The 15,555-nt window shown below is 66.2% G+C and carries 12 protein-coding genes and 1 tRNA gene; 2 read left to right on the top strand and 11 right to left on the bottom strand.

Features of this window, described 5'->3' with window-relative positions:
• Window positions 1–194 precede the first annotated feature (194 nt).
• On the bottom strand, window positions 195–1,988 hold the full coding sequence (locus tag ACO07K_RS00960; RefSeq protein ID WP_422034055.1) for a sulfatase-like hydrolase/transferase: 1,794 nt from the start codon (window positions 1,986–1,988) through the stop codon (window positions 195–197).
• Between the two features lie 81 nt (window positions 1,989–2,069).
• Here ACO07K_RS00960 and ACO07K_RS00955 point away from each other — a divergent pair, with 81 nt between their 5' ends.
• A complete protein-coding gene (locus tag ACO07K_RS00955) occupies window positions 2,070–2,717 on the top strand; it encodes a TetR/AcrR family transcriptional regulator (RefSeq protein ID WP_422034054.1) in 648 nt (215 codons plus the stop codon).
• Window positions 2,718–2,764: 47 nt separating this feature from the next.
• On the opposite strand, the gene ACO07K_RS00950 is transcribed toward ACO07K_RS00955, so the two are convergent.
• The 9 genes from ACO07K_RS00950 to ACO07K_RS00910 form a co-directional block, all read right to left on the bottom strand.
• Window positions 2,765–2,840 (bottom strand) — tRNA-Lys (locus ACO07K_RS00950).
• A gap of 96 nt (window positions 2,841–2,936) precedes the next feature.
• Window positions 2,937–4,091, bottom strand: a complete 1,155-nt coding sequence (gene rodA, locus ACO07K_RS00945) for a rod shape-determining protein RodA (RefSeq protein WP_422034053.1) — start codon at window positions 4,089–4,091, stop codon at window positions 2,937–2,939.
• Window positions 4,088–5,983 carry a penicillin-binding protein 2 gene (gene mrdA, locus ACO07K_RS00940; RefSeq protein WP_422034052.1) on the bottom strand — a complete coding sequence of 632 codons (1,896 nt, stop codon included), beginning with the start codon at window positions 5,981–5,983 and terminating at the stop codon, window positions 4,088–4,090. Before mrdA ends, rodA begins: the two co-directional genes overlap by 4 nt.
• Window positions 5,984–5,996: 13 nt before the next feature.
• Window positions 5,997–6,569: a hypothetical protein gene (locus ACO07K_RS00935; RefSeq protein WP_422034051.1), complete on the bottom strand. Its 573-nt coding sequence runs from the start codon at window positions 6,567–6,569 to the stop codon at window positions 5,997–5,999.
• A 1-nt stretch (window position 6,570) separates the two neighbouring features.
• The gene (mreC, locus tag ACO07K_RS00930) at window positions 6,571–7,461 is read right to left on the bottom strand and encodes a rod shape-determining protein MreC (RefSeq protein WP_422034050.1); all 891 of its coding nucleotides are present in this window, start codon (window positions 7,459–7,461) and stop codon (window positions 6,571–6,573) included.
• A 41-nt stretch (window positions 7,462–7,502) separates the two neighbouring features.
• A complete protein-coding gene (locus ACO07K_RS00925) occupies window positions 7,503–8,543 on the bottom strand; it encodes a rod shape-determining protein (protein WP_068189726.1) in 1,041 nt (346 codons plus the stop codon).
• A gap of 192 nt (window positions 8,544–8,735) precedes the next feature.
• The gene (locus tag ACO07K_RS00920; protein ID WP_422034049.1) at window positions 8,736–9,074 is read right to left on the bottom strand and encodes a hypothetical protein; all 339 of its coding nucleotides are present in this window, start codon (window positions 9,072–9,074) and stop codon (window positions 8,736–8,738) included.
• Window positions 9,075–9,440: 366 nt separating this feature from the next.
• Window positions 9,441–10,592, bottom strand: coding sequence for an acyl-CoA dehydrogenase family protein (locus ACO07K_RS00915; protein ID WP_422034048.1), 1,152 nt, complete (start codon window positions 10,590–10,592; stop codon window positions 9,441–9,443).
• A 17-nt stretch (window positions 10,593–10,609) separates the two neighbouring features.
• Window positions 10,610–11,710: a Zn-dependent alcohol dehydrogenase gene (locus ACO07K_RS00910; protein WP_422034047.1), complete on the bottom strand. Its 1,101-nt coding sequence runs from the start codon at window positions 11,708–11,710 to the stop codon at window positions 10,610–10,612.
• A 42-nt stretch (window positions 11,711–11,752) separates the two neighbouring features.
• On the opposite strand from ACO07K_RS00910, the gene ACO07K_RS00905 reads away from it, so the two are divergent.
• On the top strand, window positions 11,753–12,511 hold the full coding sequence (locus ACO07K_RS00905; protein ID WP_422034046.1) for an SDR family oxidoreductase: 759 nt from the start codon (window positions 11,753–11,755) through the stop codon (window positions 12,509–12,511).
• Between the two features lie 106 nt (window positions 12,512–12,617).
• Here ACO07K_RS00905 and ACO07K_RS00900 read toward each other — a convergent pair whose 3' ends face one another.
• Entirely contained in the window at window positions 12,618–14,993 is a 2,376-nt protein-coding gene (locus ACO07K_RS00900; RefSeq protein WP_422034045.1) for a tetratricopeptide repeat protein, read from the bottom strand.
• Window positions 14,994–15,555: the final 562 nt, after the last annotated feature.

The raw sequence follows: 15,555 nt of genomic DNA, 5'->3' as shown, positions 1-15,555 counted from the left end.
TCGACCGTCGATCCCTAGAGCCTTTCCGATGCAGATCGATCAACCACCCACCTCATCCTGAGGAGCGGTACGCAGGGCCGCGTCTCGAAGGATGGGCAACAAACGCGGTGCTCGTGCCCATGCTTCGAGACGGCTGCTCCGCAGCCTCCTCAGCATGAGGCTGGTGGTGTGATCTCAGCTTGTTCGGAGAGATCCTAGAGATCGATCTTGTCGACACCCCAATCGATGCCCGCGATGTTCGGCAGCTCACGGCCGTCGTCCTTGCCGATCTCGAGCTTGATCACCGCCTCGAGCTTGCCGTTCATGGTGGTGAGGAGGTTCGCATGGGCCGCTCGGTCGACCGCGAGGTTGTTCACTTCGGTCGGGTCGGCCGACAGGTCGAACAGCTCGACGTCGTTCCACTTGAATAGCTCGTCGAGGTTCTTCGGGCTGTTGTGGTCGAGCGGCGAGAAATAGCGCGTGAACCGGTAGCGGCCGTCGAAGGCCGACCGCACGTGGCCGCGCTTGCGGAGATCGGGCTTGAAGCCCTCCCGCTTGGCCTCTTCCTTCGGGTCCTTGCCGGCCATCACCGCCTTGGCGGCGAAGTCGAAGACGGCGGCATCGTTGCTGGCGAGGCCGCTGTAGGTGAACAGCGTTGCGGGCCGCACCGCGTCGACGGCCTGGCTGCCGGGATTGGCGAGCACGGCGGACAGGTCGCGGCCCGGCAGCTCGCGGCCGGCGAGTTCGCCCACCTGCCCCGGCTTCACACCGGCCATCGACAGAAGCGTCGGCACGATGTCGATGTGGCTCGACAGGGCCTGGCAGGCCTGCCCGCCCTTCACGTCGGGATGGACGATCTGCATCGGCAGGTGATTGGTCTCGCGATAGGCGAAGGGTCCCTTGCCGCGCAGCCCGTGCGCGCCGGCCATCTCGCCATGGTCGGCCGTGAAGACGATGATGGTGGAGTCGGCCAGGCCCAGCGCATCGAGTTCGGCGAACAGCGCCTCCATCGACCGGTCCACGTTGCGGATGCAGTTGATGTAGTAATCGTTGAACCGCTTCCAGCGAACGTCCTCGAGCGGGATGTCGCCCAGGATATAGTCCCAGACGCGATCGAACTCGCGGTGCGCCGCCGGCCGTCCCGGCGCGTCGAACGGCTGGCGCAGCGTCGCGGGGACCGGCACGTCCCAGCTGTTCCTGTAGAGGGCGTGCTCGGGCGCGCGGGCGGCATGCATGCGCAGCTTGCCGCTGTCCTGCACGCTCTCGCCGGGCGCGTCCGTGTTGAAGTACATGACATCGTGCGGATTGACGAAGCTCACCGTCATGCACCACGGCTTGTCCTGGTCCGACAGCGGCCGCCCCGAGGTGCGCAGCCAGTTGATGGCGCTGCCGGCGGTGAGATGGTCGAAGCCGTAGCCGCCCAGCGTATGGCCGATCAGGTCGCCCGGCGAGAAGTTGTCGGCGAAGCCGTACTTCTCCATCTCGGCCGTCATGAACGAGCCGATCTCGCGCGTGTCGGCCGCCTTGCTGAGATGCCACTTGCCCTTGTAGGCGGTGTAATACCCGGCCTTGCGCAGCATATGCCCGAGGGTCGGCGTCGAAAGCGGCAGATCGTGCATCCACGGCACGTCGAGATTCTCGAACATGCCATTGTCGGGAGTCTGCAGCCCCGTCATCATCACCGAGCGCGACGAAGTGCACATCGTCGCCGGACACTGGTGGTTGGTGAACGTCACTCCCCGGCTCTGCAGGCGGTCATGTCCCGGCAGCGACAGGCCCTGGGGCCACTTGGCGTGATAACGCTCCTGATCCGTGAAAACGAAGAGGATGTTGGGCCGGGCGCCCCGGCTGCCCGAGGCGGGAATGACGGCCGGCGCGGCCGGCTGTCCCTGCGCCCGTGCCACGCCCGCGAGGGAAGGCCCCAGGAGCGAGGCCGCGGCGACGCCCGAGGCGGCGGCGAGGAAAGCCCGTCGCGCCGGATCCGGTTTCTGTTCCTTGTGAAAGGTCATGGTAACGCCCGATACTGGAAGACACTCCCCCGGCAAATTGTATGGTCCATCCAAAAATGAACGACAAGTATATTTAAATCAATGAAGCTCGAGCCCCTGCCCGACCTCCTGCAGCCCGCTCCGCCGGGAACGCGACTCGCGAAGCGGGAACGCACACGGCGCCTGCTGATCGGCTCGGCGATCGAGGCCTTCTCCGCGCGCGGCGTCGCCGCGACATCCCTGCCGGAAATCGCCGCCACCGCCGACGTGACCGTCGGCACCGTCTACAATCATTTCCGCAGCAAGGCCGAGATCGTGAGCGCCGTCGCCGTCGAGATCGCCGGGACCATCCGCGCCCGCAGCGCGCCGGGGCGGGCCCAGCTGAAGACCGCCACGGAACAGATGGCCGCCGGCTGCCGGCGCTATCTCGGGCTGGCCGAGACCACGCCGCGCTGGGCGCTGCTGATCCTCGACGTCGCCTCGATCGATCCCGACTTTCGCAAGACGATCACGGGCTTCGTGGCGACGGAACTGCGCAAGGGCTTGCGGTCGGGCGAGTTCGCCGCCGGCGATGCGGCGGCGGCACTCGATCTGGTGATCGGCGCCACCATGGAAGGGATGCGCAACATCGCCCTCGGCACCGCCCGCAAGGGCCATGCGACGCGGGTGACCGAGGCGATCCTGCGGGCCCTGGGCGTTCCCGCCGCGGAGGCAAGGCGCGCGGCTTCAGATCCCCTGCCGCTCTTCTGAAGGCGGCCGGAGACCGGCGGAATCCATTTGTGAGAACTCACGGGCATTGGTGGGCGCACCAGGGCTCGAACCTGGGACAAGCTGATTAAGAGTCAGCTGCTCTACCAACTGAGCTATGCGCCCCCACTGCCTAGCAGGGTCATTGCCCGGAAGGCGGCGGCTATACCAAGGCTGTTCCGCCTTGTCGATAGCCTCGTTGGAGAGAATTTTCAGATCGGCCTATCGGGTACGGGGTAGTTGCGCATCGCGGTAGACATTGACCCCGATCAGCAGGCCGCAGGCGAACATCACCGACACGAGCGCGGTGCCGCCGTTGCTGACCAGCGGCAGCGGCACGCCGACGACCGGCAGCATCCCCATCACCATGGCGGTGTTGATGAACATGTAGAGGAACAGCATCGCCGTGACGCCGAGCGCCAGCAGGCGGCCGAAATGATGCTGGCTGCGGAAGGCGATGGAGAAGCCCCAGACCACGACCAGCGCGAACAGGCCGAGCAGCACGAGGGCGCCGGCCATGCCCCACTCCTCGACGAAGGTCGTGAAGATGAAGTCGGTCTGCTTCTCGGGCAGGAAGTTCAGGGACGATTGCGTGCCCTTCAGGAAGCCCTTGCCGAACATGCCGCCCGAGCCGATGGCGATCTTGGACTGGGTGATGTGATAGCCGGCCCCCAGGGGATCGCGGTCGGGATCGAGGAAGGTCAGCACCCGCTTCTTCTGATACTCGTGCATCAGCGACCAGGCGATCGGCAGGCAGGCCACGGCGCTGATGCCGGCCGCCAGGAACATCCAGATTCGCACCCCCGCCACGAACAGGAGCGCGCCGCCGCCCATCAGCACCATCATGGCGGTGCCGAGGTCGGGCTGGACCATCACGAGGCCGACCACGACCAGGATCATGGCGAGCGGCGGGAGCGTGTAGAGGAACTGGCCGGCCTGCTCGCGCCGCAGCCCGTGGTAATAGCGGGCGATCACCAGGATCACCGCCACCTTGGCGATCTCCGAGGGCTGGATCTGCAGCGGGCCGATCACCAGCCAGCGCTGGGCGCCCATGCCGATCTTGCCGATCACGTCGACGGCCACCAGCATCAGCACGGACACGATGTAGATCGGCCAGGCGAGCGTCAGCCAGACCTTGGGGTGGACCAGCGCCACCACCAGCATCAGCGCCAGGGCCGAACCGTAACGCACCGCATGGCGCGCCGCCCACGGCTCGAAGCGCCCGCCGGCCGCCGAATAGAGCGCCAGCACGCCCACGCCGGCGATCGCCGTCAGCACCAGCACGAGGCCCCAGTTGATGCGCCAGATCTTCTCGGCGAAGCCGATCGGTGCCGGCGCGTCGAGCGACGGGCCGCTGCCCATCGAGGCGAGACTCATCGCGACGCCATTTTCTTGAAGCGGTCGGTGCGGCGCGACGGGTCGCGTTTCATCGTCTCGATCAGCACGTCGCGGCCGATCGGCCCCGCCGTGGCGCCGCCCGCCTGTCCATGCTCGACGATGACGGCGCAGGCATAGCGCGGATTGTCGACCGGGCCGTAGCAGACGAAGAGCGCATGGTGGCGCAGGTGCCAGGGCAACGAGGCCTGGGTGATGCCCATTTCGCGCTCGCGCTCGGTGATGCGCTTGACCTGGGCGGTGCCGGTCTTGCCGGCGTAGGTGAACTCCGGCTGCTTGGCGCGCAGCGCATTGGCCGTGCCATGGCCGGTATTGACCACGTCCGACATGCCCTGCCGGATCACGGCGAGATGCTGCGGGTTCAGGCGCAGCGACGGCGCATTGGGCTTGGTGCGCGGCGCCGGCGGCGCCAGCTCCTCGCGCGGCGTGGCCTTGGCCAGCAGCAGGTTGGGCTGGACCTCGTAGCCGCCATTGGCGAGGCGCGCGGTCATGATGGCGAGCTGCAGCGGCGTCGCGGTCATGAAGCCCTGGCCGATGCCGAGGTTGAAGGTGTCGCCGTGCTGCCAGGCCTTGCCGATCTTCTCCTGCTTCCAGGCACGGGTCGGCTGGTTTGCCGCCGATTCGCCGGGCAGGCCGAGTTCGCTCACCTTGCCGAAGCCCAGGCGCTGGGCCATGTCGCTGACGCGATCGATGCCGGCCCGGCGCGCTGCCTCGTAGAAGAAGCAGTCGCACGACATGGCGATCGCCTCGGAGACGTTGGTCGAGCCGTGGCCGCCCTTCAGCCAGCAATGGAACTTGATCTTGCCCAGCTCGAGGTAGCCGGGGCACGGCAGGCGCGTCCAGGGGTCGATCACCTTGGCGTCGAGCGCGGCCAGAGCCGTCACCATCTTGTAGGTCGAACCCGGCGGATAGACGCCGGCGATCGCCTTGTTGTGCAAGGGCCTTTCGGGATTGTCGAGCAGGTCGCGCCACTCCGCCTGCGTGATGCCGCGCGCGAAGGTCGAGGGATCGAAGCCGGGCGTCGACACCATGGCGATCACGTCGCCGGTGATGACGTCGAGCACCACCACCGAGCCGCTCTGGTGCTCCTTCATCTTCTCGGCCGCGAAGCGCTGGATGTCGAGGTCGATGGTGAGCAGCGCATTGGCGCCCGGCTGGCCCTCGGTACGGTCGAGTTCGCGCACGACCCGACCCACCGCGTTGACCTCGACCTGGACGGCACCGGCCCGGCCGCGCAGATCGTCCTCGAGCGAGCGCTCGACGCCCTTCTTGCCGAATCGCATGGTCGCGAGCTGCAGCACCGGATCGTCGCGCCCGGCCAGGTCCTCGTCGGCGACGCGCCCGGTATAGCCCACGATGTGGCTCATCAGGTCGCCCTCGGGATAGTCGCGCGACTGGCCGAGATCGATGAACACGCCGGGCAGGTCGGGGGCGTTGAATTCGAGGCGGGCGACCTCCTCCCAGGCGAGGTTCTCGCGCACCACGACAGGCTGTGCGTTGCGATTGCGGCGCAGCTCGCGCAGCAGGCGTGTCTTCTCGGCATCGCCCAGGGTCAGGATCTGGTCGAGGCGCTCGACCAGGACATCGACGCCGCGCCCGCGCTCCGATGCCGCCATGGCGCGGAAATTGTTGCGGTTCACCGCCAGCGGCACGCCGCCGCGGTCGAAGATCAGTCCGCGCGACGGCGGCAGCAGGCGCATGCTGACGCGGTTCTCTTCGGCCATCGAGGAGAAGCGATCGGTCTCGACGACCTGGAGCTGGTAGAGGCGGCCGGCCAGCGCGGTCAGCAGGACGGCCTGCGCCCCGCCCAGCAGCAGGGCCCGGCGGGTGAAGAGACCGCTGCGTTCGCCGTCACCCTTTCGGAAATGTTTCATGGGCGGAAATGCTTCATGTCGTCGTCTCGCCGGGCCGCGCCGAGCCGCGCGACAGCTCGGGCACGTTCAGGGGGTCACGGGCACGCACACGGGCGAGCAGCGGAGCCAGCAGCGGGTAGATCACGATCACCACGATATACTGCAACATCGCGGGAACCGGATCGATGGCCGTCCACATCCACAGGGTCGTGAAGGCCCAGACCAGCGCGACGTATCCCCAGCACAGGATGCAGAAGCCGATCCACTGGAACAGGAACGGAACACCCACCAGATAGCGGCGATTGCCGATGACGGCGGCGCGCACAAGGATGAAGCCCAGAGCGCTGATGCCGACGGGCGCGCCCGGGCCGCCCAGCAGCAGGTCGAGCAGGATGCCCATCACCAGCAGCAACGGCCCCGGCAGCCGCTCGGGTGTCGCCAGGCTGAACTGGAACACCACCAGGATCGGCAGCAGCGGCAGGGCATCCGAAAGATAGGGTGCGCGCAGGGGGGCCAGGGTCAGCAGCACGAAGAACAGCAGGACCGTGCCTGGGAGGGCGGCACGGCCCCAGCGGTCGAGAATGGCGAGGCTGCTGTCGGCGCGCATGTCAGCGAACCCGCACGCCCGCGGGCGCCGCGGCCGGTGCCGGGATCGTGGTTCCGACCAGGCCGGTCACGCCGTAGTCCACGACGCGAACGAACTCGAGGCGCGAGAAATCGGTGAAGGGCCGGACGCGGACGCTGCCGTCGGTGGTCTCGACGACCTCCCCGACCGGTATGCCGACCGGGAAGCTGCCGCCATGGCCCGAGGTGATGATGCGGTCGCCGGTCTGCACGCCGGCGATGCTGGGCAGCAGGGTGAGGCGCAGCCGCGGCGAATTATCGCCCGCCAGGATGGCCCGCTCGCGGGTGCGCTCGACCAGCACGGGCAGGCGCGAATTGACGTCGGTCACGAACAGGACGCGCGAGCTGTTCTCGCCGACCTCGGCGATGCGCCCGGCCAGTCCCTCGCCGGTGACCACCGCCTGTCCGGCCGCCACGCCGACCCGGCGGCCGACATTCAGGAGTGCGCCGCGCATATAGGCGCTGACGCTGTCGCCCACCAGGCGGGCGGTAATGAAGGAGGCCTCGGGCCCCTCGCGGAACCTGGCGAGGCTGCGCAGCCCCTCGTTCTCGTTCTCCAACCGCCGCGCCGCCGTCTGCCAGGCCAGCAGGCGGGCATTCTCCTCGCGCAGTCGCGCGTTCTCCTCGCGCAGCGAGGCGAATTCGCGAAGATCGGCGATGGCGCGGTTGGCGTAGGCGACCGGCCGGGCAATCGCCTCCAGCACCGGGCTCACCATGTCGAGCGCGAGAACCCTTGCATGTTCGACCAGAACGGTGTCGGCCTTGCCGACCAGCATGACACCGAAGGTGACGATCACGAGCAGGCCCAGGGCGAAGCGCTGCACCACGGTGCGCACTTGGCTCGCGACTACCTCGAAGTCGTCCCGAATCGCCATTTCCTGCCCATTCTAACCCAAGCGGGCGGCGGCGTGACCTGTTAGTACATCGACGAAAGGACGCCGCGCAGTCGCACGATGTTTTCGACAGCATGGCCCGTGCCAAGGGCCACGCAGAGCAGCGGATCCTCGGCCACCGAGACCGGCAGGCCGGTCGCCTGGCGCAGCACGGTGTCCATGTTGGCGAGCAGCGCCCCACCGCCCGTGAGCACGATGCCCTTGTCGACGATGTCGGCAGCCAGTTCCGGCGCGGTGTTCTCCAGCGCGACCTTCACGGCCTCGACGATGGCGCTCACCGGCTCCTGCAGGCTCTCGGCGATCTGCCGCTCGGTGATGACCAGTTCCTTCGGGACGCCGTTCATCAGGTCGCGGCCCTTGATCTCCATCGTCCGGCCTTCGCCGTCGTCGGGCGGGCAGGCGGAGGCGATGGTCTTCTTGATGCGCTCGGCAGAGCTTTCGCCGACCAGGAGGTTATGGTTGCGGCGGATGTAGGCGATGATCGCCTCGTCCATCTTGTCGCCGCCGACGCGCACGGAGCGCGGATAGACGATGCCGCCCAGCGACAGCACGGCCACCTCGGTCGTGCCGCCGCCGATGTCGACGACCATCGAACCGGTGGGCTCGGTCACCGGCAGGCCGGCGCCGATCGCGGCGGCCATCGGCTCCTCGATCAGCCAGACCTTGCGGGCGCCGGCGCTCTCGGCCGATTCCTGGATGGCGCGGCGCTCGACGGCGGTGGAGCCGGAGGGCACGCAGACCACGATCTGCGGATGGGCGAAGCTGCGGCGATTGTGCACCTTCGAGATGAAGTGCTTGATCATCGCCTCGGCGACTTCGAAATCGGCGATGACGCCGTCGCGCAGCGGGCGGATCGCCTGGATGTTGCCGGGCGTACGGCCCAGCATCATCTTGGCCTCCTCGCCGACGGCGAGGACCTGACGCTTGCCGCTCTGCGTGGTGAGGGCCACGACCGACGGCTCGTTGAGAACGATGCCTCGACCCTTCACATAGACCAGCGTGTTCGCCGTACCGAGGTCGATACCCATGTCCGCCGAAAATAGCCCGATGACGCGCGACAGCATTGAGTTAAGTCTCTGTAATTACGGCGAAATCTTGAAATACTGGCGCCATTCCGAGGTCCGGCACCGAGGGTGCGACCGGGTTTAGACCGGCAGGGCAAGGCTCGCAAGGCGATTCAAAGGGTCGCATCGATGGTCACCGTTTGTGCTCGTCCGCGCTTCGCAAGGACTGAAAAGTTGCGCGCCGCTTGCGTCTCAGGCGCCTTCCAGCCGGCGTTCCTGCCGCTCGAGCCAGGCCACGACATCGGCGCGGCGGCCGGCCTCGATATGCGCCCACTGATGCGCCTTCAGCTCGTCGCCCCGCCCCGAGCGCCAGTATTCCTTCACCACGATCATCGTCCACGGCGCGATGCCCGTCTTGCGCCCGGTGGTGACCTCGACCGTGAAGCCATGGCTGGCGCCGGCGTAGGAGTGCCGCTCGCGCTGCCACTCGACGCCCTCGATGCTCCAGGCGGTGCGCGGCACGCGCGTCGTGCCGGGCTCCAGCAGTCGATCGACGATGCGGAAGAACGACGCGTCGCCGATCTTGCGCACTAAGCGCTCACCGGCAAACGACCGGCCTCACCCTGCAAGCCTGACTCGAAATGAATGCAGCTAAAACAAGAGGCCATAAACAGCCCCGATAACCTCACCCTGAGGAGCATCGCGCAGCGATGCGTCTCGAAGGGTGGGAACGCGCACCTGCCTGTTGCCCATCCTTCGAGACGCGCCGCTTCGCGGCGCTCCTCAGGATGAGGTAAGTGCTTGAATCGATTCAATTCATTTCCGGCCAGCCCCTGAGGAGCGCCCCGCAGGGGTGCGTCTCGGAGGGTGCGCAACAGGCACATCGCTCTTGAAGTCACCCTTCGAGACGGCGCTGCTCGCCTCCCCAAGGGGAGGGCTGTACCGATCTTGCGCACCTCAGAGGCCCATCATCTTGGCGATGGTGTTGCGCTGGATGTCGTTGGTGCCGCCGCCGATCGAACCGACCCGCACGTCGCGGAACAGGCGCTGGATGTCGTGTGCCATCGTGTAGCCGGCGCCGCCCATGATCTCCATGGCGAGATGGGCGCATTTGAATTCGCCGTCGGTGCCCTGGATCTTGGCGATCGCCGTCTCCTCGACGGGATCGAGCCCGGCATCGAGCATGTCGGCCAGGCGATAGGTCAGCGCCTGGGTCGTGCGCAGCGCGATGCGCATGTCGGCGAACTTGTGCTGGATCGCCTGGAACTTCGAGATCGGCTGGCCGAACTGCACGCGCTCCTGGGCGTAGCGCTTGGCGTACTCGATGGCGAAATGCATGTTGCCGCAGGCTTGCGCCGCGAGACAGAGCCGCTCGAGGTTCAGCCCCTTCATCAGGCCAGACCAGCCGCGATTCTCCTCGCCGATCACATGGTCGGCCGGCACGAACACGCCGTCGAAGAAGATCTCGTTGGCATGCGTGGTGCGCCGACCGAGCGTCGGCAGCGGCTTCATGGTGAGACCGGCGGCACGCGCATCGACCCAGAACAGGGTCACGCCCTTGTGCCGCGCCTCGCTGTCGGTCTTGGCCACCACCATCAGATAGTCGGCGACGTGGGCGGCGCTGATGTAGAGCTTCTGGCCGGTGAGGCGATAGCCGTTGCCGTCGCGTACCGCGCGCGTCTTGATGCCCGACGCGTCCGATCCCGTATCGGGCTCGGAGAGAGCGAAAGCCGACTTGAGCCTGCCGGCGCAGATCTCGGGCAGATAGCGCCGCCTCAAGTGCTCGCCCGCCGTGAGCTGCAGATGCATGCCGCCATAGACGACCGTCGGCAGGTAGAGCGAGGAGGCGCCGCTGTAGTGACGCGCCAGCGCCTCGACCAGCACGACGAGATCCTTGCGGCTGCCGCCCATGCCGCCATAGGCGGGATCGTAGGGCAGCGCCATGTAGCCGGCCTCGGCCAGCGCCTCGAAGGCGGCGTGCGGAAACGCCGACTCCTCGTCGAGCCGCCGGATCTCCTCCGGCGGCAACACGCGGGCCAGCAACTCGGCGACGTTGCGCCGGATCAGGACCTGCTCTTCCGTCAGGCCGAACTCGTCGAGGGTGCTCATCGCCTTGCGGCCGGCGGCTAGTCGAACACCACGACGCCGCGCGCGACCTCGCCCGCCATCATGCGCTTGAAGCCCTCGTTGATCTCGTCGAGCCTGTAGGTGCGGCTGATCAGGCCGTCGATGTTCAGGCGCTTGTTCATGTAGTGGTCGACCAGCACCGGGAAATCGAGATCGGGCCGCACCGAACCGTAGAAGGTGCCGCTCATCGTCTTCTCGCCGAACACCATCGCCATCGGCGAGTATTGCGCCTTCGCGGTCGCCGCCGCGATGCCGACCGCGACGCCGTGGCCGCCCGGCGCCAGCGCATCGAAGGCCAGCGCCTGCGTGGCGCCGATCGACACCGCGTCGAAGGAATAGTCGACGCCCAGGCCGCCGGTGATCTCCTTCACCTTCTTGACCGGATCGTTGTCGGTCGCGGTGTTGACGGTATGGGTCGCGCCGAAGGTCCTGGCCATCTCGAGCTTGTTGTCGAGGATGTCGGCCGCGATGATCTTGGAGGCGCCCGACAGCATGGCGCCCTGCACGGCGTTGAGGCCGACGCCGCCGCAACCGATCACCAGCACGGTCGAGCCGGCCTCGATCTTGGCATGGCGCGTCACCGCGCCGACGCCGGTCGCCACGCAGCAGCCGACCAGGGCCGCCTGCGGCCACGGCATGTCCTTGCGGATCGGGATCACCATCTCCTCCGGCACCACGACCTCCTCGGCGAAGGTGCCGATGCGGGCCATCTGGTTGATGCCCTCGCCCTTGTGCTTCAGCCGCAGCGTGCCGTCATACTGCGAGCCCGGCGGCACCGAGGCGCGGCCGATGCACAGCACCGTGCGGCCCTGGGTGCAGTAGCGGCAGCGGCCGCAATGCGGGCGGAACGAGAAGATCACATGGTCGCCCGGCTTCACCGTGGTGACGCCCGGCCCGCATTCGAGGATCTCACCTGCGGCCTCATGGCCCGGCACGATCGGCATCGGCGACGGCCAGTCGCCGTTCATGATGTGCCAGTCGCTCTGGCAGACGCCCGACGCCTTCATCTTGACGCGCACTTCCATCGCCTTGGGCGGGTCGAGTTCGCATTCGACGACCTGCAGCGGCTCGTTGGGCTTGAACAGAACGGCAGCCTTCATGATTTTCCTCCCGAATCCTGGCCGGCACTATACCATCGGGCCATGAGCAAAATCCTCCTGATCACCGGCGGCGCCTCGGGCATCGGCGCCGAGACCGCCCGCCAGGCCGCGACCCGCGGCTACGGCATCGCCCTCAACTACCGGACCCGCGACACGCAGGCCAGGAAGGTCGTGGCCGACATCGAGGCCGGGGGCGGCAAGGCCATCGCCCTGCCCGGCGACATGGCGCGCGAGGCCGACATCGTGCGCCTGTTCGAGGAGACCGAGAAGGCGCTGGGGCCGATCACCCATCTGGTGAACAGCGCCGGCACCAACGGAAAGCGCGGCCGGGTCGACGAATACGAGGCCGAGGTGCTGGCCAATCTGTTCGCCACCAACGTCACCGGGCTGATGCTGTGCTGTCGCGAGGCGGCCCGGCGCATGTCGACCCGGCATGGCGGCAAGGGCGGTTCGATCGTCAACGTGTCGTCTATGGCGGCGACGCTCGGCGGACGGCCGGGCTCCTCAGCCTATGCCGCCAGCAAGGGCGCCGTCGACGCCTTCACCAAGGGCTTCGCCCGCGAGGTCGCGGCCGAAGGCATCCGCGTGAATTCGCTGCGCCCCGGCATGGTGCTGACCGAGATGACCGAGGGACGGCTGAACGACCCGGCCTTCCGCAGCAGCATCGAGGCCTCCATTCCGATGCGCCGGGTCGGCACCTCGGCCGAGATCGCCCAGGCGGTCCTGTGGCTGCTGTCGGACGAGTCGTCGTTCATCACCGGCGCGATGCTCGATGCATCGGGTGGTGGGTACATGATCTAGGGAGAAATGCGCCGCTGACGCCGGAACGCGCGCCGGTGCGGAGCGATCTTCCCAGTGAGGCTTTCTCCGTCTCCGCACGCAAACGTCAACGTGGAAGGCAGAACACCTACCTTTTCCGAATCCAGAATTGGTACATCCCGACAAACGTTTCAGGATTCTCACGCTCGAAAGCCTGCCATTGCGTGAGGTTGGTCGCCGCGCGATCGTCCGGGAAGCGCACTCTGTAGGATTGAAGAATGCCCGGGGCGACGTCGAATCCCAGAAAGGTCACATCATTCTCCCCGAGAAACGTCTCGATCTCGGTCAGCGTCACGTGGTGCTCCTGAACATGGAACAGGAGATCGCGGCAACTGCTGATGGTGAACAGATCCGAGGGGCGTCCGTCGGCGACCCCAACGCCATTGTTTGCATTCAAGAAGTCCTGGCGCCATCGGCGTATCTCTTCCGCCGTCGTCCCATAGCCCTGCTCGGAAATGGATCTCCGTAGTTCGATCAGTTGTTCTCGCGCGAGGCTGCTGTAGAGGCCGACGAACATGAAGCCGCCCGGACGAAGGAGCGACAAGAGCACCCGCCATCCAATCCATGGATCGGCTAGATGGTGGAGCACTCCGCCGGCTTCGATGACGTCGAACTGTCTGTCGAGCGAGCCCAGCTTCAGCAGGTCCGCCTGGGCATATTCGATCGACGATACGCCCCACTCGCGAGTCTTCCTGATGGCATAGGCGAGGCTGCTTCTGCTCAGGTCGATCGCCAGAATCCGTGCCCTGGGGAATTGGCGCGCGGTTCGGAGGGGTTGTTGGCCAGTGCCGCAGCCCGCGACCAGGATTTCCAGTTTGCCGCTTTCCGGTGAGCGGTCGAGATCCGCCCAGGGAAACATCTGACGCAGATATTCCTCTATGCCGTCTGCCTTCTTGGGAGGGAGGGGAACCCTGATCCAGCGTGGGTAGGGATTTTCTTCATACTGACGTTGAACGAGAAGCGAGACGTCGTCCTCGATGCCGGTCAACTGGACAATAGTGGCGCCTATGCCCTGCTCCTCCGCGAGCTCGCGGACCTGTTGCGTCAGTATTGTCCAGATCTCCTCCGGCCACTCTCTCTCCAGAAGTCGATTGGAGTGCGGAAGCGAGAAAAGCGGGAAGTAGGCGGCCGCCACCGCCAGCCACTGAGGCGGCACCGGCGCACCGGTCTCCAGCGCCGCCGCCAGCAGCACTCGCAAATCAGCTGCCTTCCGAACTTCTTCGGAAGTGACGGAAAAGACATACTCATTGATGAAGCACTGCCGCGCCAGAGCAGTGTAGAAGCCAATCCCGTCGCTGGACTGGCTCATCTCGGGAAAATGATCGAGCAGGGCGCGACGCGCCATCGTCAAGAAGCGCTCGATCTCGACGTCGCAGATCGGCGCTGCATCGAGCAAAGCCGACAGCAGCGAGTCGGCAGCAAGGGCCGCAAGGCCGTTTGCCCCGAACAGCGTTTGCGCCGTCAGTGGCCGAGGCCAGACTTCAACGGCTCGTGCGACGCATTCAGCGATGTCGCGGTCAAGCTTCACGAGATCAATGCAGACTCGCGCAAGGGCGTGCGGCCACCCCCAACACTCGGACAGAGCGCGGACGATGATCGGTCGGAGCTGCTGGTCCGCCACGCCCTGCGCGTGACCGAGGCAGGAAACAAAGATGGCTTTGGCGTCGTCTGATTCTGCGATCTGCAAGGATCGTTTCGCGACATCCAGTGCCGCCGCGGGATTGCTCAGTGCGATGAACGCCGATGCAAGATTATTGAGGGTCATGACAAGATTCGGGTCGAGCCGGAGCGCGCGCAGGTAGCAAGCGATCGCCTCGTCAAGTCGGCCGAGACCGCAGAGAGTGACTCCCAGGTTGTTGTACGCCAACGGAAAGTCCGCCCTGACGACGAGCGCTTTGCGGTAGCAATCTATCGCCTCATCGGGCTTCCCCAACTCGCCCAGTATGTTGCCCAGATTCAGCAAGACCTCGACGTTGTTCGCGCCAAGGTGCAGGGTCCTTCGGTAACTGGCCGCCGCATCAGCAAGCTTGCCCTGTTGCAACAGGGCACCGCCCAGATTCCTGTGAGCGTCGGCGTAGTTCGGCCGGAGCTCGAGGGCCTTTCGATAATGCATCACGGCATCGTCCAACCTCGAGGCGCTCGCGAGAATATTGCCGAGATTGTTGAGTGCTTCGGGGAAGTCGGGTCTGACGCTGAGGATTTGACGATAACGACGCGCGGCTTCGGCCAGTCGTCCGGCTTGATGATGTCCAATGGCATCGGCGAACACGTCCTGGATGCCGGCGCCCGATGTCTGATTCGTCGCTGACGCTCGACCACTCGCTCGACGTTGCTTGCGATTCATCCCGTTCGAGCCCCGCAAGAGATTGACCGAGACCGCCCGTGCAGAAGCCTGGCCGGCGAAATCATCTGCGCCAATGGGGCTGAAGCGAATCCGCCTGTGACACTCGCGGTTGAACAGCAAAAAACGTGCCGCAACCGCCGCTTCTCCGCTTGCAAGACCCCTTTGCGCTACACTGCTAGTTTCAGTAGCATATGATCCGGGAAATTCTCAAAAGAGTCCACGACGTCGCGCAATGTCGGAGATGGCTCCTTCTGGCCGACAGATGACGTGCAGTCTTTTTGTGAGCCTGCCCTCGCCGCCGATGCTGTGAGATCCGCCGCCTGTCGCCTCCTCGGCGCGTCTCACCGGTTGCACCTTGGGCCATAATGCACTCGCACGGGATGGCTTCACCGCAAAGGCGCATGCAGGTCGGTGACCAGTTGTGCGCCGGAAGACGTCGCCACGGTCGGGGCAGATCTCGCTTTGAGGGGCCATCGGACTGGCGTTCGGTTCAACCGTGTCCGCTGGCTTCTTCCATCTCGGCGCAACGGTCCCGGTCGAACGAGATTGCAGGCGGCGCTGTGACCTCTATCCGACGAATTGCCCTCATCGCCGGCGCGATGCTCGATGCATCGGGTGATGGGTATATTGTTTGAGGTGCACGACTTGTTGGGCGCTCCGTGCAGAGCGGACAAGAAAAAGG

The organism is Reyranella sp. (genome assembly GCF_965228225.1).
In the GTDB taxonomy this organism is placed as follows: Bacteria; Pseudomonadota; Alphaproteobacteria; order Reyranellales; family Reyranellaceae; genus Reyranella.
The sequence above is the reverse complement of the archived record's forward strand: the minus strand, read 5'-3'. Positions and strand labels throughout refer to the sequence as shown.

Excerpts from the sequence above, each read along its gene's own strand:
- ACO07K_RS00960 (WP_422034055.1), bottom strand. The coding sequence starts at position 1,988 with ATGACCTTTCACAAGGAACAGAAACCGGATCCGGCGCGACGGGCTTTC.
- ACO07K_RS00955 (WP_422034054.1), top strand. The coding sequence starts at position 2,070 with ATGAAGCTCGAGCCCCTGCCCGACCTCCTGCAGCCCGCTCCGCCGGGA.
- rodA (WP_422034053.1), bottom strand. The coding sequence starts at position 4,091 with ATGAGTCTCGCCTCGATGGGCAGCGGCCCGTCGCTCGACGCGCCGGCA.
- mrdA (WP_422034052.1), bottom strand. The coding sequence starts at position 5,983 with ATGAAACATTTCCGAAAGGGTGACGGCGAACGCAGCGGTCTCTTCACC.
- ACO07K_RS00935 (WP_422034051.1), bottom strand. The coding sequence starts at position 6,569 with ATGCGCGCCGACAGCAGCCTCGCCATTCTCGACCGCTGGGGCCGTGCC.
- mreC (WP_422034050.1), bottom strand. The coding sequence starts at position 7,461 with ATGGCGATTCGGGACGACTTCGAGGTAGTCGCGAGCCAAGTGCGCACC.
- ACO07K_RS00925 (WP_068189726.1), bottom strand. The coding sequence starts at position 8,543 with ATGCTGTCGCGCGTCATCGGGCTATTTTCGGCGGACATGGGTATCGAC.
- ACO07K_RS00915 (WP_422034048.1), bottom strand. The coding sequence starts at position 10,592 with ATGAGCACCCTCGACGAGTTCGGCCTGACGGAAGAGCAGGTCCTGATC.
- ACO07K_RS00910 (WP_422034047.1), bottom strand. The coding sequence starts at position 11,710 with ATGAAGGCTGCCGTTCTGTTCAAGCCCAACGAGCCGCTGCAGGTCGTC.
- ACO07K_RS00905 (WP_422034046.1), top strand. The coding sequence starts at position 11,753 with ATGAGCAAAATCCTCCTGATCACCGGCGGCGCCTCGGGCATCGGCGCC.